This is a genomic window from Pararhizobium antarcticum, assembly GCF_001885585.1.
Lineage (GTDB): Bacteria > Pseudomonadota > Alphaproteobacteria > Rhizobiales > Rhizobiaceae > Pararhizobium > Pararhizobium antarcticum.
In genome coordinates this window covers 1-22,242 of the sequence record NZ_LSRP01000081.1, presented here as the reverse complement: position 1 = coordinate 22,242, position 22,242 = coordinate 1, and the positions used below count along the sequence as shown (strand labels likewise).

The 22,242-nt window shown below is 59.1% G+C and carries 18 protein-coding genes and 2 pseudogenes; 11 read left to right on the top strand and 9 right to left on the bottom strand.

Going from position 1 to position 22,242, the window contains the following annotated elements; genetic code table 11:
• Positions 1-25: 25 nt before the first annotated feature.
• The 3 genes and pseudogenes from AX760_RS10800 to AX760_RS10790 all read right to left on the bottom strand — a co-directional run bounded on the left by AX760_RS10800 (position 26) and on the right by AX760_RS10790 (position 4,241).
• Complete coding sequence (locus AX760_RS10800) at positions 26-2,161, bottom strand: EAL domain-containing protein (protein WP_245294984.1); 2,136 nt, start codon at positions 2,159-2,161, stop codon at positions 26-28.
• A gap of 532 nt (positions 2,162-2,693) precedes the next feature.
• Positions 2,694-3,175, bottom strand: a pseudogene (locus tag AX760_RS10795) (IS630 family transposase); the annotation flags it as partial.
• A 220-nt stretch (positions 3,176-3,395) separates the two neighbouring features.
• Positions 3,396-4,241 (bottom strand): SDR family NAD(P)-dependent oxidoreductase, encoded by an 846-nt coding sequence (locus AX760_RS10790; protein ID WP_071832927.1) that lies wholly within the window; start codon positions 4,239-4,241, stop codon positions 3,396-3,398.
• Between the two features lie 141 nt (positions 4,242-4,382).
• On the opposite strand from AX760_RS10790, the gene AX760_RS10785 reads away from it, so the two are divergent.
• The 7 genes from AX760_RS10785 to AX760_RS10755 all read left to right on the top strand — a co-directional run bounded on the left by AX760_RS10785 (position 4,383) and on the right by AX760_RS10755 (position 10,823).
• Complete coding sequence (locus AX760_RS10785) at positions 4,383-5,333, top strand: LysR family transcriptional regulator (protein ID WP_071832886.1); 951 nt, start codon at positions 4,383-4,385, stop codon at positions 5,331-5,333.
• A gap of 168 nt (positions 5,334-5,501) precedes the next feature.
• A complete protein-coding gene (locus AX760_RS10780) occupies positions 5,502-6,113 on the top strand; it encodes a glutathione S-transferase family protein (RefSeq protein ID WP_071832885.1) in 612 nt (203 codons plus the stop codon).
• A gap of 56 nt (positions 6,114-6,169) precedes the next feature.
• The gene (locus AX760_RS10775; RefSeq protein ID WP_071832884.1) at positions 6,170-8,236 is read left to right on the top strand and encodes a 2Fe-2S iron-sulfur cluster-binding protein; all 2,067 of its coding nucleotides are present in this window, start codon (positions 6,170-6,172) and stop codon (positions 8,234-8,236) included.
• Between the two features lie 128 nt (positions 8,237-8,364).
• The gene (locus tag AX760_RS10770) at positions 8,365-8,913 is read left to right on the top strand and encodes a carboxymuconolactone decarboxylase family protein (protein WP_071832883.1); all 549 of its coding nucleotides are present in this window, start codon (positions 8,365-8,367) and stop codon (positions 8,911-8,913) included.
• A 70-nt stretch (positions 8,914-8,983) separates the two neighbouring features.
• Positions 8,984-9,448 carry a nuclear transport factor 2 family protein gene (locus tag AX760_RS10765; RefSeq protein ID WP_071832882.1) on the top strand — a complete coding sequence of 155 codons (465 nt, stop codon included), beginning with the start codon at positions 8,984-8,986 and terminating at the stop codon, positions 9,446-9,448.
• A gap of 28 nt (positions 9,449-9,476) precedes the next feature.
• Positions 9,477-9,794 carry a hypothetical protein gene (locus AX760_RS10760; RefSeq protein WP_245294983.1) on the top strand — a complete coding sequence of 106 codons (318 nt, stop codon included), beginning with the start codon at positions 9,477-9,479 and terminating at the stop codon, positions 9,792-9,794.
• A 138-nt stretch (positions 9,795-9,932) separates the two neighbouring features.
• Complete coding sequence (locus AX760_RS10755) at positions 9,933-10,823, top strand: LysR family transcriptional regulator (protein WP_071832881.1); 891 nt, start codon at positions 9,933-9,935, stop codon at positions 10,821-10,823.
• 397 nt (positions 10,824-11,220) lie between these two features.
• On the opposite strand, the gene AX760_RS10745 is transcribed toward AX760_RS10755, so the two are convergent.
• Together AX760_RS10745 and AX760_RS10740 are read right to left on the bottom strand one after the other, a co-directional pair.
• A complete protein-coding gene (locus AX760_RS10745) occupies positions 11,221-11,892 on the bottom strand; it encodes a potassium channel family protein (RefSeq protein WP_071832879.1) in 672 nt (223 codons plus the stop codon).
• The gene (locus AX760_RS10740; RefSeq protein ID WP_245294982.1) at positions 11,885-13,186 is read right to left on the bottom strand and encodes a TrkH family potassium uptake protein; all 1,302 of its coding nucleotides are present in this window, start codon (positions 13,184-13,186) and stop codon (positions 11,885-11,887) included. The genes AX760_RS10745 and AX760_RS10740 overlap by 8 nt, the downstream gene beginning before the upstream one ends.
• Positions 13,187-13,688: 502 nt before the next feature.
• Between AX760_RS10740 and kdpF the strand changes: the two genes are divergently transcribed.
• The 4 genes and pseudogenes from kdpF to AX760_RS10720 all read left to right on the top strand — a co-directional run bounded on the left by kdpF (position 13,689) and on the right by AX760_RS10720 (position 17,239).
• A complete protein-coding gene (gene kdpF, locus AX760_RS28170) occupies positions 13,689-14,000 on the top strand; it encodes a K(+)-transporting ATPase subunit F (RefSeq protein WP_139275959.1) in 312 nt (103 codons plus the stop codon).
• A 5-nt stretch (positions 14,001-14,005) separates the two neighbouring features.
• A pseudogene (locus AX760_RS10730) lies at positions 14,006-14,475 on the top strand (sensor histidine kinase); the annotation flags it as partial.
• Positions 14,472-15,170 carry a response regulator gene (locus tag AX760_RS10725; protein ID WP_071832877.1) on the top strand — a complete coding sequence of 233 codons (699 nt, stop codon included), beginning with the start codon at positions 14,472-14,474 and terminating at the stop codon, positions 15,168-15,170. The pseudogene AX760_RS10730 and the gene AX760_RS10725, both read left to right, overlap by 4 nt.
• 107 nt (positions 15,171-15,277) lie before the next feature.
• The gene (locus AX760_RS10720; protein ID WP_425348838.1) at positions 15,278-17,239 is read left to right on the top strand and encodes a potassium transporter Kup; all 1,962 of its coding nucleotides are present in this window, start codon (positions 15,278-15,280) and stop codon (positions 17,237-17,239) included.
• A gap of 299 nt (positions 17,240-17,538) precedes the next feature.
• On the opposite strand, the gene AX760_RS10710 is transcribed toward AX760_RS10720, so the two are convergent.
• From AX760_RS10710 to AX760_RS10695, 4 genes are all read right to left on the bottom strand, one after another.
• Positions 17,539-18,942 (bottom strand): mannitol dehydrogenase family protein, encoded by a 1,404-nt coding sequence (locus AX760_RS10710; RefSeq protein ID WP_071832876.1) that lies wholly within the window; start codon positions 18,940-18,942, stop codon positions 17,539-17,541.
• Between the two features lie 3 nt (positions 18,943-18,945).
• A complete protein-coding gene (gene uxuA, locus AX760_RS10705) occupies positions 18,946-20,142 on the bottom strand; it encodes a mannonate dehydratase (RefSeq protein WP_071832875.1) in 1,197 nt (398 codons plus the stop codon).
• An 11-nt stretch (positions 20,143-20,153) separates the two neighbouring features.
• A complete protein-coding gene (locus tag AX760_RS10700; protein WP_071832874.1) occupies positions 20,154-21,221 on the bottom strand; it encodes an L-idonate 5-dehydrogenase in 1,068 nt (355 codons plus the stop codon).
• A 63-nt stretch (positions 21,222-21,284) separates the two neighbouring features.
• Positions 21,285-22,242 (bottom strand): TRAP transporter large permease (locus AX760_RS10695; RefSeq protein ID WP_071832873.1); only part of this gene is annotated, 958 nt, incomplete at its 5' end.

Below are 22,242 nucleotides of genomic sequence, written 5' to 3'. Positions count from 1 at the left end.
TGATGTCATGCACGTCAACGCTGTTTCATACCTTTTTGGCTTGTCTCGGCATTTCGATGTCGCCGATCGGCCGCGGCCGGGCGAAATAGTATCCCTGCGCATGGGTGCAGCCGGCCGCCTTCAGGATCATCAGTTGCTCCTCGGTTTCGACGCCTTCGGCAGTAATTTCCATATGCAATGCGCTGGCTAGATTGGTAATGGCAGAAACGATCGCCCTTGAGGTGTGATGCGTTGGCAGGTCCGCCACGAAACCGCGGTCGATCTTGATCTTGCTGAACGGCATCTCGGCGAGATAGCTGAGAGAGGCATATCCGGTGCCGAAATCGTCAAGTACGATGGACACCCCCATGGCGCCAATCGCCTGCAGGGATTTGCGGCTGTCGGCGCCGGCTAGCATCACCGTTTCAGTCACCTCCAGTTCCAGCCGTGTGGCCAGCAGACCGGATGCGCGAAGGGCACCACCGACGGTCTCAACAATACCGCAATGGCGCAGTTGTACCGGCGACAGATTGACGGCAAGTCGCATCTCGACAGGCCATGTGACGGCGTCGGCGCATGCGCGTTCCAGCACCCATGCACCAAGCGGTACGATGATCCCCGTCTCCTCGGCCAGCGGAATGAAACGATCAGGCGGGATCAGGCCTTGCTGCGGATGGCGCCAGCGCACGAGCGCCTCAAAACCGCACACGAGGCCGCTGGCAATATTGATAAAGGGCTGATAGTGCAATTCAAACTCGCCACGCTGTAGCGCGCGCCTGAGGTCGATTTCCAGGGCATGCTGGTCCTGCACCACCATGTCCATGCCCTGTTCGAAGACGATGAGAGTACCGCGTCCGGCGGCTTTGGCGCGATAGAGTGCCAGATCGGCGTTCTGAAGCAGCTGGCCGGCGCTTGCGCCATGGGCGGGCGCGCAGGAGATGCCGATGCTGGTGCCCACCACCATCTCGTGGCCCTCAAGCATGACGACGGCGGAAATTGTCTGCAGGAGGCGGCCAGCAAGCCCGCGCGCCTCGTTGATCGGGTCCTTGCGCACTCGCTGGATGATCGCGAATTCGTCGCCGCCGAGCCGGGCTGCGAGATCGCCTTCGCCGAGCACGTTGCGGATCCGCTGCGCTGTGGTGACAAGCAGTTGGTCGCCGTAGCCATGGCCCAATGTGTCGTTGACCACCTTGAAACGATCCAGGTCGAGCAAAAGGACGTTGAACCCTCCCGAGTGCTCGATATCTTCGAGGGCTGTGTCCAACGTTTTCATCAGCAGCGCCCGGTTGGCCAATCCGGTCAAGGCGTCGTGATGGGCCATGTGCTCGAGCGTCACCGCCATGTCCCGGATTTCACGCAGTCGGGCGCGCTCGACCACAGCCTCGCGCAGTGCCTCAATGGCGCGCGCCATATCGCCGATTTCGTCGCTGCGGGTCTGGAAGGGCGTCACCGTGTCGGTCACCTCGCTTGCGATCTGCAACGTGGCCTGAACGAGTGCCGGCACTGGTCGAAACAGTCGCCGGGCGAGAAACGTGGCGACAACGCCGGTCAAAACCAGGACGGTAATGACCATGACCAGCGAATTGCGAAGCAACTCCTCCTGCGCGCGGTTGAGCATGGAAGCCTTGCCAATCGACACTGCAACGGCGCCTAGCAGCGCATTGTCCGGACTGACAATCGGCAGCAGGCCGACAAAGTATCTCTCACCGGCGATTGTGGCGAAACCGCTTGAGACCAGACCTGCCAGCGCGTCACCCGTGAAAAGTATCTCGTCCGGCGCAACCCAGGGAGTTTCTGCAGGTGAGAGACCCGATGATGATGCCACGTCGGCAAAGAGCCCGGTCTGGGGATCAAGGCTGAAGAGCCACGCGTCGTTCTTGGTTTGCGCGGCCACCAACGCTAGCACGTCCGTCGGGGTGAATCCTGTGAAGAGGATGGAATCGTCGTCGCCGATTGGCTGTCCGGTGACGATCCGCTCCACCTGGCCGCTGCTGTCGGTCTTGATCGCCACATATGTGTAAATGTTGCGCAGGGTCGAACTGGCGATCTGGGTGTTGATGCGTGCCTGATTGTTCCACTGCTCCTTGGCCGCATCGACGAACATCGACCAGCCGACCATTGCGCCTAGGGCGTAGGAGAAGAGTGCCACACCGAGAAATACGATGATGATCTTGGAAAGCAACGAACGGTTCCAGGCTCGCGCCTGTGAAAGGCTCGATCGAAGGATTCGCAACAGCCATGGCGAATTGCCGGTAGCTGTAGACGGTTGTGTATGACAGGTGTCATCAGCCATCAGTCGATTGCCACCCAGATTTCATCATTCCCTCTTCGCCTACTTATTTTTTTCCGCAACTTAGCCTGTTTGCCCGACAGAGATTGCGAAACTAGAAAACAAGCTTAGAAGTGTCATATTTGCTGAATCTTCCTTTATTCTATCTTAAATTGTGCTCGAACATTGCATGTCGAAGCATTGGAGCCGGGCTATGCTCGGGAGAAGCCGTGGGCCGATGGGAGATCCCCGTACAGCTACCGTTTGTCGGAGATCATGCTTCAGTCCGCCGGGCTGATGTGTATCGCCCATGCGCTGCGAGAAAGACTATCAGGCAAAGGCTGCAACTCGCAGCCACATGCAACGTGGTATCTATGCCGTCGAGCGTCGTCGCAGAGCTCGACACCGTCCTTCCGCAGTTCAACGACATGCCGAACCCGCCGCCTCACTGATCAGAACCCATTGGCCATTCTTGTCGCCCTATGGACATGATGCGCCATGGTTGGTTTTTGAGTTTGCGCCAGGCATCGCAACAAGGGGCGACGATGTCGTCGTAGGATTTGAAGGTACGGTTTGAGAGCCAGTTTTCACGCATAAAGAGCCAGAGGTTCTCAACCGGGTTGAGCTCTGGCAACTTCGGCGGCAGTGGCAGGGTCGTGATGTTGGCCGGCACGACAAGCTTGTTCGACATGTGCCACCCCGCCTGATCCATGATGAGGATGGCATGCGCGTCATCGGTGACATGACGGGAGATTTCGGCCAGATGCTGCGTCATGGCGTGCTATCGCACCATGGCATGACCAGCGCCGCCGCCTTGCCGAGCTTTGGGCAGATCGCCCCGAATATGTAGGCTGACCGGGTTCGCTGGTCATGCAGGGCTGACAGTCGCGTTCCTCTCTTTGCCCAGCGACGGGTGATCTTGTTCTCTGGCCGTTGACACAAACGGCCTGATTTCAGAAACTTGGATGCCTCGATGAATTAGAACGTGTCGTCGGTGGTTCGAATGCCTTCAAGGCGTGCCATCCGGATCGACTGCTGATGGTAGATGGCTCAGACGATTGGTCGTGCGATTATGCCTGCAGATCCTGCGCGTACATCGGCGAGCCCTGATAGCCGAGGCCGATGAAGCCGACACGCAGATTCGCGCTCATTTCGCTTCTCCGACAATCTTGATGGCCATTTCCCAAAGCCGATCCGCATTGGCGCTGTCGAGGGCATAGGCTGCCACGCCGTTGAACTTGCCTTCCGGGCGATGCGCCACCAGCGGGGCTTCCTGGCAGTTGTCGAAATAGCGGCCGGTCACACCGCCCAGCAGTGGTGACGCCGCCAGAAGCACGGATGTCGCCGCGCCCTGTTCCGGCGTTTTGCGAAACGCCTCCGGAGTTCTCAATCCTCCGGTATGGCGCTGGAGATTGGTGGCGATAGCGCCCGGATTGAGTGCATTCGAGACAATGCCATCGGACGCCCAACGATCCCTGATGCCGACCGACAGCAGGATGCAGGCGGTCTTCGACTGGCCATAGGCCAGCAGCGGATCGTAGGGGATGAAGTGGAAATGCGGGTCATCCCAGAACACCGGCGCAAACAGGCTGCCGGTCGAACTGACTGAGACGACGCGCGCGCCCTCAGCTTTGGCCAGATAGCGGTGAAGGCCGAGGGTAAGGGCAAAATGGCCGAGGAAGTTTGTAGCGAACTGCATTTCATAACCCTGGGCGCTGCGCTGCAGGTCCGGCAGGGCCATGACCCCCGCATTGTTGACAAGGGCATGCAGGGGTTTGTCCCAGCTTCTGACAAACTCTCTGACCGAGGCTAGATCGGACACATCCAGCGGACGCACATCGATGTTTTTATTGCCGGTCTCAGTTCTGAGGTTCTGCGCCACCTCTTCGGCCGCATCCGGGCGGCGCGCAGCGATCGTGACCGAGGCGCCGGCTGCGGCTAGGCTTCTGACCGTTTCTATCCCGATGCCGCTCGCGCCGCCGGTGACGATCATCGTCTTGCCGCTCAAATCGACATCAGACAGCACTTCCGTGGCAGTTGAGAAAAATCCAAAAGGCAGGTGTTGAGACATTGCTTTGACCTTTGACTGTGGTTGGTTGCAATGGAGATAGCATTCCGCCATTGTCCGATTTAGATGGACACAAATGAACAGCATGCTGAGGTTTTTCGAACAGTGAGCGCCCTGTCGCCGGCTGAACTGACAGCCTTTGTCGCAGTGGCCCAATTTGGCGGATTTCGGGCCGCCGCCCGCAGATGCAACCTCAGCCCGTCTGCGCTCAGCCACAGCGTCGCCAATCTCGAAACCCGTTTGAATGTCCAGCTTTTCCACCGCTCCACGCGCAATGTCTCGCTGACGGATGCGGGGCGGCGGTTCTTTGCGCGGCTCGGCCCCGCGCTGGACGAGATCGCCAAGGCAACAGAAGAACTCGGCGATTTCAACGCCACCCCGTCTGGGAAGATACGGATCAATTCCGATGCTACGGCCGCCGAACAGGTTCTGAGGCCGCTGCTGCTGAAATTCATGGCCGCATTTCCTGACGTGCAGGTCGAGATCGTCAGCGAGAGGCGACTCGTCGATATTGCCGAGCACGGTTTCGACTGCGGCATCCGCTCCAGCGAAATCGTGTCGGAAGACATGATCGCTGTGCCGATCGGTGCGACGCAGCAGCATGTCGTTATCGCCGCGCCTTCCTATCTCGATGGTCTTCCGGCATTGCGTTCTCCCGCGGATCTGAGCGCGCACCGCTGCATTCAACTCCGCATGCCGAGTGGTAGATTGTACCGCTGGGAATTCGAGCATCGGGGAGAAGCTATTGTCGTCGAGACCAAGGGCGGCCTTGTCTTTGATAACTCCCGTCTCATTCTCGCTGCTGCGATGGACGGATACGGGTTCGGTTACTTGACCCGATGGATGGCCGGCCCCGCGATCGATGCAGGCCTGCTGGTCCAGATCTTGCAGGATTGGACACCACCCTATCCCGGACTGTGTCTCTATTATCCGCGCCATCGTTACCTCAGCGCGGCGATGCGTGCCTTCGTGGCATATCTTCGAGAGCAGGCGCAGCAAATTCGCACCCGCGTGTGACACGGGGTCGCGACCACGGATTGGCCGTGATCACCCGGTGTGTGGGACTATTGCGTCAAGTGGAATGATGAACTGCGAAGTCTGATCGTTCTCAACGATGACAGTCTGGTGCACCTTCGGAATGCGGATTGGGAATGAACCCGTCCAACAATTTCGCAGGAGCACACAATGAAACTTTATCATCATCCGCTTTCGGGTCATGCGCATCGCGCTTGCCTGATGGTCTCGCTGCTTGGGCTGCCGCATGAACTGGTCGAGGTCGACCTGAAATCCGGCGCACACAAGCTGCCGGACTTCCTGAAACTGAACCCGTTCGGCCAGGTGCCTGTGCTGGAAGACGATGGCGTCGTTGTCGCCGACAGCAATGCTATTCTCGTCTACCTTGCCAAGAAGGCGGACCGTGCCGATTGGCTCCCTGAAGACGCCGAGGGCGCTGCCGCCGTCCAGCGCTGGCTGTCGGTTGCCGCCGGCGAAGTCGCTTATGGTCCGGCCGCGGCCCGTCTGATCACTGTATTCGGTGCAAAGTTCAATCCTGAAGAAGTCATCGGCCGTGCTCACACATTGCTGGGACGGCTCGAAAGCCACCTTGCCGATCGTCAATGGCTTGTCGGCAACGGGCCGACCATCGCCGATGTGGCCATATACAGCTATGTCGCCCGGGCACCGGAGGGCAATGTTGATCTCTCCGCCTATCCGGCAGTCGATGCATTTCTCCGTCGTATCGAAGCTTTGCCGGGCTTCGTTTCCTTCGTTCAAACACCGGCCGGCCTTGCTGCCTGACGTCGTGATGCGGGCGCGCGGCTGAGCGGGCCCGCGCCTCTTGAGGGAGATGAGACATGACCGAGATGCTCAAGACGTTGCCAGCATGGCACGAAGGCGAAATCTACCTGCAAGAGAAGGTTGGCGTGGTGGACCGCATGGCAACCGTCGGCCAGCGCGTCATTCGTGACTTCATGCCCGATCAACACCGCGATTTTTACGCACAATTGCCCTATATTGTCGTTGGCAGTGTGGACAACCACGGTAATGCCTGGGCGACCCTTCTTGAGGGGCGCTCCGGTTTTATCTCGTCTCCCTCATCCAAAACTCTCAAGATCGAAGCAAAAGCGGATGTGAGCGATCCCGCAAGCGATGGGTTGACCGATGGTCAGCCCGTCGGCCTTCTCGGAATGGAGATGCACACCCGGCGCCGCAATCGTATGAACGGGGTCGTCTCCCACACCGCGGGTGGCGTTCGCGTCGATGTCGACCAGAGTTTTGGAAACTGCCCGCGTTACATCCAGTTGCGTGACTTTGAGTTCGTTCGCAAACCTGGCCAGCCCTTTTCCGGTGCCGTCGAAGACATGCCGGTGCCGGACGATGCAGCACGGTCCATGATTGCTGCGGCCGATGCCTTTTTCGTAGCGTCCTATGCCGACCGGAAGGACCGTCGCCAGGTCGATGTGTCGCATCGTGGCGGCAAGGCCGGTTTTGTTCGCATCAGTGAAGACGGGACGCTGACCATTCCCGACTTCGATGGCAATCTCTTCTTCAATACGCTTGGCAATATCGTCCTGAACGGCAAGGCGGGGCTTGTTTTCATCGACTACACAAACGGCGACATGCTGCAAATGACCGGCGATGCCGAAGTCGTTCTGGATTCAGACGAGATCGCAGCCTTCCAGGGGGCCGAACGGCTTTGGACGTTCAAGGCCCGCAAGATCGTCCGTCGTCGCAATGCGCTGGCGCTGCGCTGGGCCTTTCGGGAAGGCGGTTGGTCTGAGAGTTCACTGATGACCGGCGACTGGGCGCAGGCGGCTGATCGGCTGCATGCCGCGAAGCTCGCCACCCAGTGGCGCGCTCTTTCGGTGACGAAGATCGTCGAGGAGAGTGCGTCGATCCGTTCGCTTCATCTAAAGCCCTCCGACGGCGCAGGTTTGTTGCCGCACAGTGCCGGCCAGCATCTGCCGATCCGAGTCAGCATTCCAGGCGCTGACAAGCCGGTGATCCGGACCTACACGCTGTCGGCGGCTCCCTCCGACGGAATTTACCGGATCAGTGTCAAGCGCGATGGCGCCGTGTCGCAGTACCTCCACGATCATATCCGCGTCGGCGACACGATCGAGGCAAGGGCGCCAGCCGGCGATTTCACCATCGATGCCCGCGCCACCCGCCCGGCGGTATTGCTTGCCGGGGGCGTTGGGATCACGCCGTTGCTCGCCATGCTGCGCCATGTTGTCTACGAAGGTCTCCGCAAGCAACGCATCCGTCCGGTTATTCTGTTCCATGCAGCGCGCTCGAAGAATGAGCGGCCGTTCGACCGGGAAATCACCGAATTGGTCAATGCAGGCAAGGGTGCGATCAGGCTGATTAGAGTACTCAGCGACGCGGAGGGGGCCAGGGAAGGCATCGACTATGATGCGATCGGCCGTATCGATATGGGGCTGCTGTCCCGTCACCTGCCGTTTGGCGACTATGATTTTTACGTCTGCGGACCGCCCCAGTTTACCCAATCCCTTTATGACGGGTTGCGGGGCTACAATATCGCAGACAGTCGCATCCACGCGGAAGCCTTCGGTCCGTCATCCCTGACGCGAACGCTCGACGTCGAGGTGAGCGCGCCGGTGCGCCAGCCGCCATCGACGAAGCCCGTGCCGGTCGCGTTCATGGCATCGCTGAAGGAGGCGCGCTGGACGCCTGAAGCCGGTACTCTGCTGGAGTTGGCGGAAGCGCGCGGCCTGGAGCCGGAGTTCAGCTGCCGGGAAGGCACATGCGGCACCTGCCGTACCAAGCTCACCAAGGGTGCCGTAACCTACATAAAGGAACCAACGGCAACGATCGGCGAAGGTGAAGTCCTTTTGTGCTGCGCTGTTCCGGCTGAACAGAACAAGGGTCAGGAAAACCGGATCCAGCTTGAACTCTGAGGATCGTCATTGATGCGTCTGACGCAACGGTATCTTGCCTGTTTTCGACGTTCACCAGCAATCCAAACCAACGCATCTTGATCAAGACGAAAGGGACAGCCTTTCGCAATCACATCAAGGAGATAGACATGTCACGCATCCCAACGCCTGCGACGATCGACGATGCACCGGAAGCATCCCGCCCCATGCTCGAAGCGATCCAGAAGCAGATCGGCTCCGTCCCGAACATCTTTCGCCTGGTCTCCAACAGCCCCGCTGCCTTGAACGGCCTGACAGCGCTGCAAGGCGCTCTTGGCAAAGGCAAGCTTGCGCCAGCCACCCGCGAGCGCATCGCGCTCACCATGGCCGAAGCCAATGGCTGCGACTACTGCCTGTCCGCACACACGTACACGGGCACAACGTTTGCCAAACTGGATGAAAACGAGATCGACGCCAATCGCCGGGGTACGTCGAATGATCCGAAGGCCGCAGCGGCCGTCGAGTTTGCCCGTGCCCTTGTTGACGCGCGCGGTTCGGTGGCTTCAGGCAAAGTCGAAAAGGTTCGCGCCGCCGGCTACAGCGATGCGGACATTCTGGAAATTATCGCCCATGTCGCGCTGAACACCTTTACTAACTATGTCAACGAAGCCCTGGGCACCGAGATCGATTTCCCTCGCATCGATCGTCTGGCTGCATGAACAACCGACGGGTGGTCTGGTCCCAGCCGGCCACCCTTCCACCTCTTTCTTTCTCACAAGGAAACAACCCATGTCCCGTCCGCCACTTCCTCCATTCAATGAGCAGACTGCCATCGAGAAGGTCCGCCTTGCCGAAGATGGCTGGAACAGCCGCGATGCCGCCAAGGTGGCGCAGGCCTATACGCTCGACACGCGCTGGCGCAATCGCGTGGAGTTCGTCACCAGCCGCGCGGAAGCCGAAGCTTTCCTGACGCGCAAATGGAATCGCGAGCTGGACTATCGGCTGATCAAGGAGCTTTGGGCTTTTCAGGGCAATCGTATTGCTGTTCGTTATGCCTATGAATACCACGACGACAGCGGCCAGTGGTTTCGCGCCTATGGCAACGAGAATTGGGAGTTTGCAGAGGATGGCCTAATGCGGGCGCGTCACGCCAGTATCAACGAGCACCCAATCACGGAGGGGGATCGCAAGTTCCGTTGGCCGATCGGCCGCCGGCCGGATGATCATCCGAACCTCAGCGATTTTGGATTCTAAAGGACCGGCTGTTTGAGGACATAGAGCTATGAGCAGTTATGAACTCGACGCGCGAGCATGGTTGTCGATAGAATTGGCGCTTTCCGCCAAAAGCGCCGATCAATTTGACGTGCGACGCCAGGAAAATGACGCAAGGACACTGGGCATGACCGGGGCGGACATCGACATCGCCCGGAGCGGCTCGAGCTTTGATTTCCAGCTCGCCAAGGCAACTGCGTTCGCGCTTGCGCCAAATGAAGCAAACCGCGAAAGCGCAATAAAGGCAGGTCTCGATGACCGCGTTTGTGCAGCGATCGAGCAAATAGCAGCGTCATACATGGGCGGTGCGCTCCGCAAATCCACGTAGGCTTCAAGCGCTCGGGCTTTGGCAATGTCGTTTCATGGCATTGCCGGCATAGTGGATGACGCCTGGTTTGATTTGGCGTTTGATTCAAGTCAGTCGGCCGTGGCACAAACGTGCCGATACCAGCGATTGGGGGACGGAATGGATCGATGGCAGGCGATGCGGATATTTGCCAGGGTTGCAGAGACCGAGAGCTTTGCTGAGGCGGCACGCCACATGCACATGAGCGCGCCGGCGGTCACGCGGGCCGTTGCAGCTCTTGAGGATCTCATCGGTGCCCGCTTGTTCGTTCGCACGACGCGTTCGGTAAAATTGACGGAGGCAGGTATCCGGTATTTCGACGATTGCCGGCGCATACTGGCAGACATCGCGGAGGCCGAGGCCGCAGCGGGCGGCTCCTATGCCACGCCAACCGGCACACTGGCCATTACCGCATCGGCGTTGTTCGGGCAGATCTACGTGCTGCCCATTGTCACCGAATTCCTGAATACCTATCCGGCTATGCATGCGAGGACGCTGTTTATCGATCGCCCCGTCAACATCGTCGAAGAAGGAATGGATGTAGCGGTTCGTATCGGCCATCTGCGGGATTCAGGCTTCGCTGCCATCAGGGTCGGTACCGTCAGGCACGTCATCTGCGGATCCCCGCAATATCTGGAAACACACGGCGTTCCGGCCGTTCCGGCAGACCTCAAGAGCCATCGCATTGCTGCGTCGACGAGCGCATGGGCATCACCCGAATGGCGCTTTGCTGATGACCATCGCGTGACGATCGACCCTGTCCTGCAGTGCAATACCAATGAGGCGGCGATATCGCTGGCCCGTGCGGGTTGGGGATTGACCCGGGTCTTGCATTACCAGATCGGCTCCGCTCTGCTTGCGGGCGAGTTGAAGATCGTTCTCAGCGATTACGAAGAGCCGCCAATGCCCATCCACATCCTCCATCCCCAGGGGCGAAACGCACCCGCAAAGGTTCGCGCGTTTGTGGACATGGCAGCCGCGCGCCTGCGAGGAAACCGCCTTCTGAACTAAACGTCGCCACCGCTTGCGGGCCCTTTTCAGGGAGCAGACCACTCATCGACGACATACATGGCGGCCCTACAAGCTGTTTTCATCGCGGGCGGCGAGTAGCATCGCACGCGGTCGGATCATGCAGCCGCGATCCATGCCTCATCGGCGCCGAAGCGCCCGGCGAATGCGGCGCTGTCGCAAGCATGAGACTGTGATACTGATGGCGGTGACTATTTCCTGCCGGTTACGTGCGGGAAATTGTCGAAGAACTCCGGCGTTGACAGTATGAACCGCAAATCTTCTATTCGGTGAATAAGGTTCACAAGGAGGCGGATTGCCCTGCGCGCTTCATCCTGCATTGGGGCTGGGGGCCTTCGTATCATCCGCCAGTACGAAGACCGGGCCCTGCTCACTCGCCTCATTTCAGCGCCGCGAACTTTTCCACTAAGGCAGTCGGTCCAGATACGATCAGCAGGTCGCCCCGCTCCACGACCGTGTCCTGAGTTGCGTAGGTGAAATCCTGATGTGGCCTCTTCACGCCTACGACGGTCACACCATGCCTGGTGCGCAACGCTGATTGGGATAGTGTCCTGCCTGCGGCCTCTGCCGGTGCTGTGGTCTTGACGATTGCGAACCCATCATCGAATTCGATGAAGTCGATCATCTTGCCCGTTACAAGATGCGCGACCCGCTCGCCCATTGCAGCCTCAGGGTAAACCACGTGGTGCGCGCCGGTGCGATCGAGAATCCGCCCATGATTCTGGCTGAGCGCTTTCGCCCAGATGTCGGGAACGCCAAGTTCCGAAAGAGCAAGCACTGTCAGCACGCTGGCTTCGATGTCCGTTCCTATCGCTACAACTGCGTGCCCAAAGTCCTGGACGCCGAGCCGCCTGAGAGTTTCTGAATCGGTGCTGTCGGCCTCGACGACGTGGGTTAGACGATCGGACCAACTCTGCACCAATCGTGCACTTTCGTCGATCGCCAGCACATCATGCCCTAGATGGACGAGCGATTGTGCAACGGCTGTGCCGAAGCGGCCCAGCCCAATGACAACAACGCCGTCACCCGCGAAATGAGTTTTTTTAGCCAACGATTGGGCGCTCCTCTGGATAGCGATATGGCACGTGTCTTTCCCGAAGCGCCAGTGCGCTTGCCACAGCAATCGTGCCGACTCTTCCGATAAACATTATGGCAATAATCACATACAGCGCTGAAGGTGGCAGGCTGGCCGTTATACCGGTAGAAAGACCAACCGTCGCAAATGCCGAAATGACCTCGAACAAAACAACGTCGAGGGAGAAATCCGTCACGCTCAGCACAAAAAGCACACCCGCAGCGATCACGCTCAGCGATAGTAGGACGACTGTGAGTGCCTGCCTTTGCGTCTGACGCCCGATCCTGCGGCGAAAGATATTGGAGTCCTGCTCGCCTCGAATTTCTGCCCAGACCACGAACCCGAGAAGCAGGAAAGTCGTGACCTTTATTCCGCCCGCCGTGCCTGCACTTCCACCACCGATCAGCATCAACGCATTGGTCAATGTAAGCGTTTCCGTATGAAGTTCGCCGATCTCAATGCTGTTGAAACCAGCCGTGCGCGTCATGACGGAGTGCGACATCGCGTTGAGCAGCTTTTCCGGCCATGTCATGGGTCCAAGTGTGGCGGGGTTTGCCCATTCATAGGCCGCTACACCCACAAAACCGACAACGAGAAGCAGTGCCGTTCCAATAATCGTTATTTTTGTATGAATGGAAAACTGAGAGCGATGGCGCACGCCCTGCCGCAACTCGAAAAGCACCGGAAAACCCAAGCCGCCGACGATCACAGCAAACATGATCGGGACAAGCACCAAAAAATCCGGCGCAAATCCCTTCAGACTGTCTGAAAATGTTGAAAAGCCGGCATTGTTGAATGCCGAGACAGAATGGAAAATTCCGTGCCAGAGGCTCTCTTCAAAGGAAAGCCCGTACTGACCGTGCAGACGTATGGTCAGGATCGCAGCCGTTAGCGCCTCCACCCCAAGGGTGATGGCCAATATAAGCCGCATGACGTCCTTCACATCGCCAAGACCAATGCTTCTGGTCTCCGCCTTTGCAATCAGCAGTCGTGAAAGCCGTAGTTTTCGCGTTATCAGGAGGCCCAGCAGTGTCGCTGCCGTCATGATCCCGAACCCGCCAACCTGAATGAGCGCGAGAATGATGCCTTGACCGAACCGGGACCAGTAGGTGGTCGTATCGACTATAATGAGGCCGGTTACAGATACCGCGGATGTGGCTGTGAACAGAGCTGTAAGGAATGGAGTTGCCCCCGGAGCGGTCCGGGCGGAGGGCAGCATCAAAAGCAAGGTCCCTATTGCAATTGCAATCAAGAATGCAATTGGCACCATGCGGGCGGGATGCTGAACGGGGTGTAGCACGATCACCTACGCTTCTGTCGGGTATGCGTTTCTGTTTCTAACCTGGAACTCCTACAGGGGGAGGACGGTGCATAAAAGAGCCCAGTATAAAATTCGCGCTTAATGTTGCTCCGCAGATTCGGTCTCGGCACAGCATTCAGCCGATGACCGCCCGAGCAAAAATCGGCCGGAGCGAATACCGAAATAGATCGTCCCTTTGACACTATTTCTACCCGTGACGAAGGTCCGAACACCCGTCGAGAGCTACACCATGCTACGAGACACGATGTGCAAGACAATTTGCCGCTTTATCCAGAGCAAGCGGAAAAATTGGCTGGTTATCTGTCAATAGCTGCCCAAAGCTCGCCGCAACGGTTGTCCTCTGCGGTCCAGGAAACCGCGTGATAGAGCGTTTCCGTCCACGCATCACATCTCACAACAGACTGATATTGTTGGAATAGATTGCGTTTTGACACTGGGGGATGAATTTTTCATGTTCGAACGCCCAGGCTGCCGATCAGTGCGGCGCTCCTTATGCTTTCCTTATACCCGCACTGTCTCTTCCCAATCGAAACCTGACCGCGATCGCGTCTACGTCTCCTGCTGCATCAACAGGAGAAACGGACATGTCCGACCTCATGTTTCTGGCGCTTGGTGGCGGCACGCTTCTTGTTCTTGCACTTATGCCGCGCCCTCGACCGGCTTTGGGGGGGCGAGCATGCTTGAACCTCTCTTCGGCCTTCTCGTCGCCATTGCCCTCGCCATCTATCTTTTGATCACCCTTCTGCGTCCCGAGCGGTTTTAGGAGCATGGGTGGACGGTGCCGACGTGGTCCAGTCAGCCGTCGAGCGGACGCGCAAATACGCCCCGGACCGCGCCATCGAAACCGGCATCGCGCCGCATCTGCCGCTGATCAGAGGCGACAGCGTGCTCATCGGCCAGGTGCTGTTCAATCTGCTCGACAATGCGGTCAAATATGGCGGTGATGAACCGATCAATGTCTATGCCCGTCGCGAGGGCACGGCCGTGCTGGTATCCGTGACGGACCTTGGCTAGGGCATACCGAACGAGGATCTCGACCGGGTGTTCGAAAAATTTTATCGCAGGGGCAAGCCGGATGGTCGCGCGCCCCGCACCGGCCTTGGCCTGTCCATCGCGCGCGGGTTCGTCGAGGCGATGGGCGGGACGATCCATGCGGAGAGCCCGGCGTGGAAAAGAAAGGGACCCGCATTATCCTGCGCTTCCCGGACGCCGAAACAGCATCGAGGGAGCCCGGATGACCGTATCCCGCATCCTGGTGGTTGACGATGAGCCGCAGATACAGCGTTTCCTGAGGCCCTCCCTGACAGCAGCAGGCTATGACGTGATTGAAGCCATGAACGGTGCGCAGGCGCTGAAGGCGGTGGCAACCCAAGCGCCGGACCTGGTCATCCTCGATCTCGGCTTGCCGGACATGGACGGCAAGGATGTAATCTCCAGCCTGCGCGGCTGGAGCGAGGTGCCGATCATCATTCTCTTTGCCCGCGATCGGGAAAGCGAGAAGATTGCAGCCCTTGACTTGGGGGCCGACGATTACGTCGAAAAGCCCTTCGGCATCGGCGAACTGACCGCCCGCATCCGCAATGCCCTTCGCCACCGTGGCAGGCGAGATGCGATCCCGACGATCATGGAAGTGGACGACCTCACCATCGATCCGATCCGGCGACTGATCACACGTGGGGCCGAGACCATCCATCTGACACCGAAGGAATATGACCTGCTGCTCCTGCTCTCCCGTCATGCAGGCCGCGTCGTTACCCATCGGATGCTTTTAACCACTGTGTGGGGCCCAGCACATGGCGACGACCTGCATTATCTGCGTGTGTTCATCGGCCAGCTTCGCCAGAAGATCGACCGTGACCCGACCGAGCCGCGGATCGTGCGTACCGAGCCGGGCATGGGCTATCGCATGAAGGTGGAGAATGAGATGTCGTAGATCGGTAACTGCCGTGCGTCCCATCAGCCGCAACTTATGTTCTCCGGCGCTGAACATATTGGTTGACGAGTGTTGAGAGCTGTGCGCCCTAGAACGATCACGCCCAGATGCGCGATCCTTGGTGTGCCGCCCTAGATTGCTTTGTTGAATATAACAGGAGATCGAATTTGACGCCTGCTCCAGAGCCGGACATCGGAGACAAAGCACCCGCTGAGAACAAGAACTTTCGCATACTTGTACTAGGGGCGATCGGGGTCGTGTACGGCGATATCGGTACAAGCCCGATCTACGCTTTCCGCGAGGCGCTTCATGCATCGAAACAGTCGGTAGGCGGAACCGTCACAGAGATTCTCGGACTTCTGTCCCTTATAGTCTGGGCGCTAACTCTTGTTGTGACGGTCAAGTATGTCGGCTTCGTTTTGAAGGCTGACAACCACGGGGAGGGCGGCACGCTTTCCTTGATGACGCTTGCCCGAAACAGCTTGAAGGGCAGACCCGTCTGGGTTCTGGTTCTCGGCATCATCGGTGCGTCATTGTTTATTGGTGATGCCATCATCACCCCGGCAATTTCCGTTCTCTCGGCCGTTGAAGGGCTGGAGGTCCTTGCGCCCCAGCTCGCCAATTGGGTCGTGCCGATCACGCTGTGCATCATCGTCGCGCTCTTCTTCGTCCAAAGATTTGGGACCGGGCGCGTGGCATCCGTATTCGGGCCGATCACCGCGCTATGGTTTCTCGCGCTCGGCGTTTCTGGCCTTGTCCATATATTTGAAGCGCCCGGCGTTTTGGTCGCTCTCAATCCATACTATGGCATCCGTTTCCTGATCGACCATGCGTATATTTCCATCGCCGTGCTCGGAGCGGTCTTTCTCGCCGTCACAGGTGCCGAGGCCCTTTATGTCGATCTCGGACATTTCGGCCGCCGGCCGATCGTCTTCGCTTGGTTCGCGCTGGTGTTTCCATGCCTTCTGCTGAACTATTTCGGGCAGGGCGCTTTCGTGCTGACCCATCTTGAGTCGGTCGAGCATCCCTTTTTCGAGATGCAGCCCGAGTGGGCGTTGCTGCCGATGGTGGTGCTGGCCACGATGGCGACGGTTATAGCCAGTCAGGCGGTGATTTCCGGTGCCTTCTCGCTCATGAGCCAGGCGATGCACCTCAATTTGCTGCCCCGTTTTACCGTGCTCCACACGTCTGAAACACAGGCCGGCCAGATCTTCATGCCGCAGGTTAACTTCCTGCTGCTGATCTCCGTCGTCCTTCTGGTGGTCGGCTTCAAAAGCTCGAGCGCCCTTTCCGCAGCCTATGGCATTGCTGTGACGGGGGAGATGCTGGTGACGGCTATTCTGCTTCTCGTGGTCATGCGGCAGATATGGCGTTGGCGGCTTGTTGCGGCGCTCGCGGTTGTCATTCCGCTGCTCATCATCGATGCCGGGTTCTTTGTCGCCAATGTTGCCAAATTTGCCCAAGGCGGCTGGGTCCCGGCAGTTGTCGCCATCTTCATCGCTTTTTTGATGCAGACTTGGATATCGGGACGCAAACTGCTATCAGACCGGACAAAGGCGGACGATGTGCCGCTGGATTTCCTTCTCGGTAATCTAACGAAGAAGAAGCCCAACACCGTTCCCGGAACAGCGATCTTTCTGACAAGCGAAGTCGAGGGTGCGCCAACTGCTCTCCTTCACAGCCTCAAACACTACAAAGTGCTGCACGAACACAACGTCATTCTAAGCGTGGTTACATCCAGTTCGCCGATCGTACCAGACGACGAGAAAATCCATTTTGAGAGCTTCAATCCGCTGTTTAGCCGCGCGGTCATCACCTTCGGCTATATGGAGACGCCGAACATTCCAAAGGCTCTCGCGCTGGCACGAAAACTCGGCTGGAAGTTCGATATCATGTCCACGTCATTCTTTTTGTCGCGCCGCACGATCAGGCCATCGGTGAAGGGCGGAATGCCGCTTTGGCAAGATCGCGTGTTCATTGGTCTTGCCCGAAATGCCAGCAACGCCACCGAATATTTCCAGCTTCCGACGGGCCGCGTAGTTGAGCTCGGAATCCAGGTCACGATCTGATCCGGGTCTCGTGTCCTTGTTGCTGAAAGTTGCGATATTTCGGTCGTGCCGGAAGCGATCGCACGGCGCAGGACGGAGGGCCATCCTGCCGTACCGCCTGACGCCACACCCCGACAGATGCTGTATCGCCGAACTATGACGCAGCTTTCCGATGGTGCCGTCATCGAAGGCCCACCGGAGTTCCGCAAGCGTGCCGAAAGTTTGCCACGCCACAACCATTTACAAAAAGGGCTATGCCAAGGGATCCTGTCATCGATCCCTTGGTTTAGATCGTGGCGTTGTCGAAATAATCCGGTGGTTCAAGAAAGAGTCTTCAGCTCGCCGTTCACCAGATCGCGCCACGCTCTGGCCGCAACCAGTTCGCGCGGGAACAGCCCGCCAATAGCAAAGAAGGAGGCGGAGGGATCGGCTGGGTCGAGGTTGCTTGCAGCAGACAGGATTTCTGCCCGGCGCGGATCGTCGCAATCCATACGCCTGCGAACGACGGCGATCCAGAGTGCGGCGACATAGGCAAATTCGGTCGCGCTGTCGCCGGCGGACAAGGCATCGACCGCCGCTGCGAAAATGCGTTGCGGCAGCTTCTGACTGCAGTCCATCGCGATCTGGATGTTGCGGTGGGCAATCGCCCTGTTGGTGAAGCGTTCGATGAGCTGGCACTGATACACGTCAAGATCGATGCCCGGGACGGGATCAAGGGTCGGTAGAACGGCTTTCATGTGGCGCTGTACCTGGTCGACGAGTTCCGGTACGGCCATCACGTCACGGACAAATTCGTGGCCGTGCAGCAGGCCGAGATGAGCGATCAGCGTGTGGGAACCGTTGAGAAGCCTGAGTTTCATCTTTTCATAGGGGTCTACGTGGCGGACAAAAATCGCGCCACCGGCTTCCCAATCGGGGCGGCTGGAGACGAAATTATCCTCGATCACCCACTGCATGAATGGTTCCGTCTCGAGCGCAAGACGGTCGTCCACGCCGATGAGGGAGCTTGCCAGCGACCGGGTAACCTCTGTCGCAGCAGGAACGATGCGGTCCACCATACTGCAGGGAAAGGCACCATTGTCCGAAATCCAGCGTGCAAGTTCCGCGTCGCGTTGTTCGGCCATTTCCAGCACCAGGCGCCGAACGACCGTCCCGTTCGACGGGAGATTGTCGCAGCAGAGCACGGTGTAGGGATCTATGCCCTTGGCACGGCGGAGCGCCAAGCCCTCAATCAGATAACCGAGGGCGCCGGTTGGTGCGTGCGGATGCGCAAGGTCGGCGACAACTGCCGGATGATTAAGATCTAGGCCCCCTGTGGCCGGGTGCAGGCCATAGGCCTTTTCCGACACGGTGAGCGTCACGACGCGGATGTCGGGATCTGCAAGACAACTCAGAACCCTTGCGCCGTCCCTCGCCGCGCAGATCCAGTCCACGGTCGCGCCGATCACTTCGGCCGAATCGCCTGCTGTTCCCCGCACCACGATGGAGTAGAGGCCGTCCTGCGCTTCCAGTGCTTCGACGGGCTCGAAAGAGCGCAGATTGACTGCAATGATACCCCACGGACCGAAGGTCGCGGAAAGGGCGCGCTGGGTATAAACGGCCTGATGGGCGCGGTGGAAGGCCCCGAGCCCGATATGGACAATACCGGGGCGAAGGGCTGCGCGGTCATAGGCTGGCTGGGCGATGGAAGAGGGTAGAACGGTCGCTTGAGAGAGACGTTCCATGGGTCAGGCCAGTCCAAAGTGATCGTGAAGCAGGACCCGTTCGATGCCACGCAACTCGGCCAGGCCTTTGAGCCTGCCGATCGCCGGATAGCCGGGCTGTGCACCGCGCGTCAGGTCATCGAGGATTTCCTGGCCATGGTCGGGGCGCATGGCAATGCGATGGTCCTCCCGTCCTTCTTCACGGCGACGCTTCTCCTCGATGAGCAGGGCAGCGATCACTGCGACCATGTCGGTGCCTCCTTCCAGATGCTCATCCTCGAAAAAGGAGCAGGGCACGGTATCGGTGTCGCGCGTGACATTGCGCAGGTGGACGAAATGGATGCGCTCGGCGAAGTGCCTGGCGATGAAGGGCAGGTCATTGTCGGCACGCGCGCCAAGTGAGCCGGTGCAGAGCGTGACGCCATTGGCGCGGCTATTGACCTGGCTCAGCATGTGGGCGTAGTCGGCCTCGGTCGAGAGAATGCGCGGCAGGCCGAGCAAAGGCCACGGGGGGTCGTCACCATGGGCGCAGATATTGATGCCGACTTCCTCCGCGACCGGCGTGACTTCCGAGAGGAAGTCGACGAAATTCTGCTGTAGCCTGGCGCGGTCTGTACCCTGGTAGCAACGAAGCTTTTCAAGCAATTGTTCGAGGCTATAGCCGTCGGACGAGCCGGGAAGGCCAGCGCCAATATTGCGGCCGAGCGCAACGATCTTGGTGTTGGTCATTGTGGCGAACCGCTTTGCGGCGTCCTCCACCAGGCCTTCGGGGTAGTCGAGGGCGGCATCGGGGCGCTTCAGGATATGGATGTCGAAGGCGGCGAAGTCGCCGAGGTCGAAGCGCATGGCCTTGGCGCCGTGACGGGTTTCCCAGCGCAGGTCGGTGCGCGTCCAGTCGAGCACCGGCATGAAATTGTAACAGACGGTGCGGATGCCGCAGGCAGACAGACGCCGCAGGCTTTCCTGCCAATTGGCGATGTGGCTGCGCCATTGGCCTGTCTGGGTCTTGATATCCTCCGATACCGGAATGCTTTCCACCACGTCCCAGGAGAGTCCGCCGGCCTTGATTTCATTTTGGCGCTTGCCGATTTCGTCGGTCGTCCAGGCCGTTCCGGTCGGCACATGATGCAACGCGCTGACGATGCCTTCCGCTCCGGCCTGCGCGGCGTCGCGCACCGATACCTTGTCGATAGGGCCAAACCACCGCCATGTGTGCTTCATCGTCTTTTCCTTTAATGTCCGTTGGCGCCATCGAAGGTGATTTGCACCTTGCAGGCCACTGCGCGGTCGCCAGCCTGCTCGAAGGCCTCGATCGCATTCTCAAGTGGAAATGTGTGGGAGATGATCGGCCGCACATCGATTGTCCGGTTTGATATGAGCGCAACGGCTTGTGCGAACTCGCGATCGAAGCGCTGTGACCCACGCCAGACGATTTCCTTGCCAACCAGGGCATTGAGCGGAATCGTCATGTCGCCGGTCACGCCGACCTGGACGATGATGCCGCGCGGCTTCACCGCAGCAAAGGCTGAGCGAAGCGCCGGCCCCGCCGCCGAGCAGTCGAAAACCACGTCAAACTGGCCCTTGTCGGTTTGCCACGGGGCGAGACCATCAGGATCTCTTGCGACATTGATCGTGGACGTCGCGCCCATGGCCGGCGCGTGGGACAGGGCCGTATCGCTGAGATCGGTGACGATGATCTCGGCGGCGCCGGCATGGGTGACCGCGGCGATGGTCAACAGGCCGATGGGGCCGGCGCCCGCGACGAGGACCTTCGCTCCGAGGAGATCGCCGGCCTGTGCCACCGCGTGCAGGCAGACGGCGAGCGGCTCGGCGCAGGCGGCTTCCGCGGCTGTGACATTGCCAACGACGGGATGGCACTGAATGGCCGGTACGATCATCCGATCACGAAACATGCCCTGTTCGTGCGGCAGGCGCATGGCGCTGCCCATGAAGCGCATGGCGAGGCAATGGATTGGCTGGTTCAGACCGCAGTACCGGCACTGTCCGCAGGGCTGCGATGGATTGACTGCGACCAGCATCCCGGAAACAAGTTTCGATGCTCCGGCATCGATACCTTCTCCGAGGGCCTCGACATAGCCTGCCGCCTCATGACCGGCGATGATCGGTTCGATGACCCGGACAGGCCCGAAGCCGCCATCCTGAAAATAGTGGAGATCGGAGCCGCAGATGCCGCCAGCGGCCATGCGCAACAGCACCTCGCCCGCGCCAAGCGGCGCAAGGTCCTGCGTTTCGACCCTTAGGTCACGTGTCCCGTAGAGCCGTGCCACTCGCGTCAGCATGTCCGAAGCCTTTTTCCAACTCAGTTTTATGGTGGTCCGGCGCGATAACGCACAGACCGGTGATCAGCGGATCAGGCCAAGCTGCGTCGGCAGCCACAACGTTAGTGCCGGAATAAAGGTGATCAGCAGCAACGCGACGAACAGGGGGATCATCCAGGGAAGGATGGCCATGGTTGTGCGCTCGACCGACATCTTGGAAATCCGCGACAGAACGAAGAGAACCATGCCGATTGGTGGCGTCAGAAGGCCGATCATCAGGTTCAGCGTGATGATGACGCCCAGATGCACCGGATCGATGCCGTAGCGGGCTGCTACAGGCATGAGGATCGGCACCAGGATGGAAATGGCGGCGATCGTATCCAGAAAAGCGCCGATGATGAGCAGCAGGATATTGACCAGAATGAGGAAGGTCCACCAGTTGTCGGTCAGCGCGAACATGAAGTCCGAGAACAGCTGGGCGGCCTGGCTGACGGTCAACAACCAGGCAAAGATGGAGGCCGCCGTGACGATGAAAAGCACCGATGCGGTTGTCTCGATCGTATCGAACGATGCCTTGGCCAGGGCCCTGAACGTCATGGTGCGGTAGCGTACCAGACCGAGAAACAGCGACCAGATCACCGCGGCGACCGCCGCCTCCGTGGGCGTGAACCAGCCCATCGTCATGCCGCCGATCAACAGAACGGGTGTCATCAGTGCCATGACGGCATGGAAATTGAAGTACCAGTCGACTGCAACAAGGACCGCAAGACCGATCAATACGGCGATATTGACGGAAAGCCCGGCCATGATCAGCAGGTAGATTGCCGCCGGAAAACACAACACAATAACCACTTCAAGCGATGCACCAGCCAGCCGACGAAGCTCGAACGGTGTGTCCGAACCCCATCCATGGCGTCGTGCAAAGATGAAGACCGTCAGCATAAGGAGCGCGGTCATCACGATACCGGGCAGGATGCCGGCCATGAAAAGCGCGCCGATCGAGGCATTTGCCATCATGCCGTAGATGACGAAGGGCAGGGAG

Coding starts and splice junctions, on each gene's coding strand:
- AX760_RS10755 (WP_071832881.1), top strand. CDS start 9,933: ATGGATCGATGGCAGGCGATGCGGATATTTGCCAGGGTTGCAGAGACC.
- AX760_RS10710 (WP_071832876.1), bottom strand. CDS start 18,942: ATGGAACGTCTCTCTCAAGCGACCGTTCTACCCTCTTCCATCGCCCAG.
- AX760_RS10760 (WP_245294983.1), top strand. CDS start 9,477: ATGAGCAGTTATGAACTCGACGCGCGAGCATGGTTGTCGATAGAATTG.
- uxuA (WP_071832875.1), bottom strand. CDS start 20,142: ATGAAGCACACATGGCGGTGGTTTGGCCCTATCGACAAGGTATCGGTG.
- kdpF (WP_139275959.1), top strand. CDS start 13,689: ATGTTCGAACGCCCAGGCTGCCGATCAGTGCGGCGCTCCTTATGCTTT.
- AX760_RS10780 (WP_071832885.1), top strand. CDS start 5,502: ATGAAACTTTATCATCATCCGCTTTCGGGTCATGCGCATCGCGCTTGC.
- AX760_RS10770 (WP_071832883.1), top strand. CDS start 8,365: ATGTCACGCATCCCAACGCCTGCGACGATCGACGATGCACCGGAAGCA.
- AX760_RS10725 (WP_071832877.1), top strand. CDS start 14,472: ATGACCGTATCCCGCATCCTGGTGGTTGACGATGAGCCGCAGATACAG.
- AX760_RS10720 (WP_425348838.1), top strand. CDS start 15,278: ATGCGCGATCCTTGGTGTGCCGCCCTAGATTGCTTTGTTGAATATAAC.
- AX760_RS10700 (WP_071832874.1), bottom strand. CDS start 21,221: ATGCTGACGCGAGTGGCACGGCTCTACGGGACACGTGACCTAAGGGTC.
- AX760_RS10740 (WP_245294982.1), bottom strand. CDS start 13,186: ATGGTGCCAATTGCATTCTTGATTGCAATTGCAATAGGGACCTTGCTT.
- AX760_RS10790 (WP_071832927.1), bottom strand. CDS start 4,241: ATGATCGTCACCGGCGGCGCGAGCGGCATCGGGATAGAAACGGTCAGA.
- AX760_RS10775 (WP_071832884.1), top strand. CDS start 6,170: ATGACCGAGATGCTCAAGACGTTGCCAGCATGGCACGAAGGCGAAATC.
- AX760_RS10765 (WP_071832882.1), top strand. CDS start 8,984: ATGTCCCGTCCGCCACTTCCTCCATTCAATGAGCAGACTGCCATCGAG.
- AX760_RS10785 (WP_071832886.1), top strand. CDS start 4,383: ATGGACACAAATGAACAGCATGCTGAGGTTTTTCGAACAGTGAGCGCC.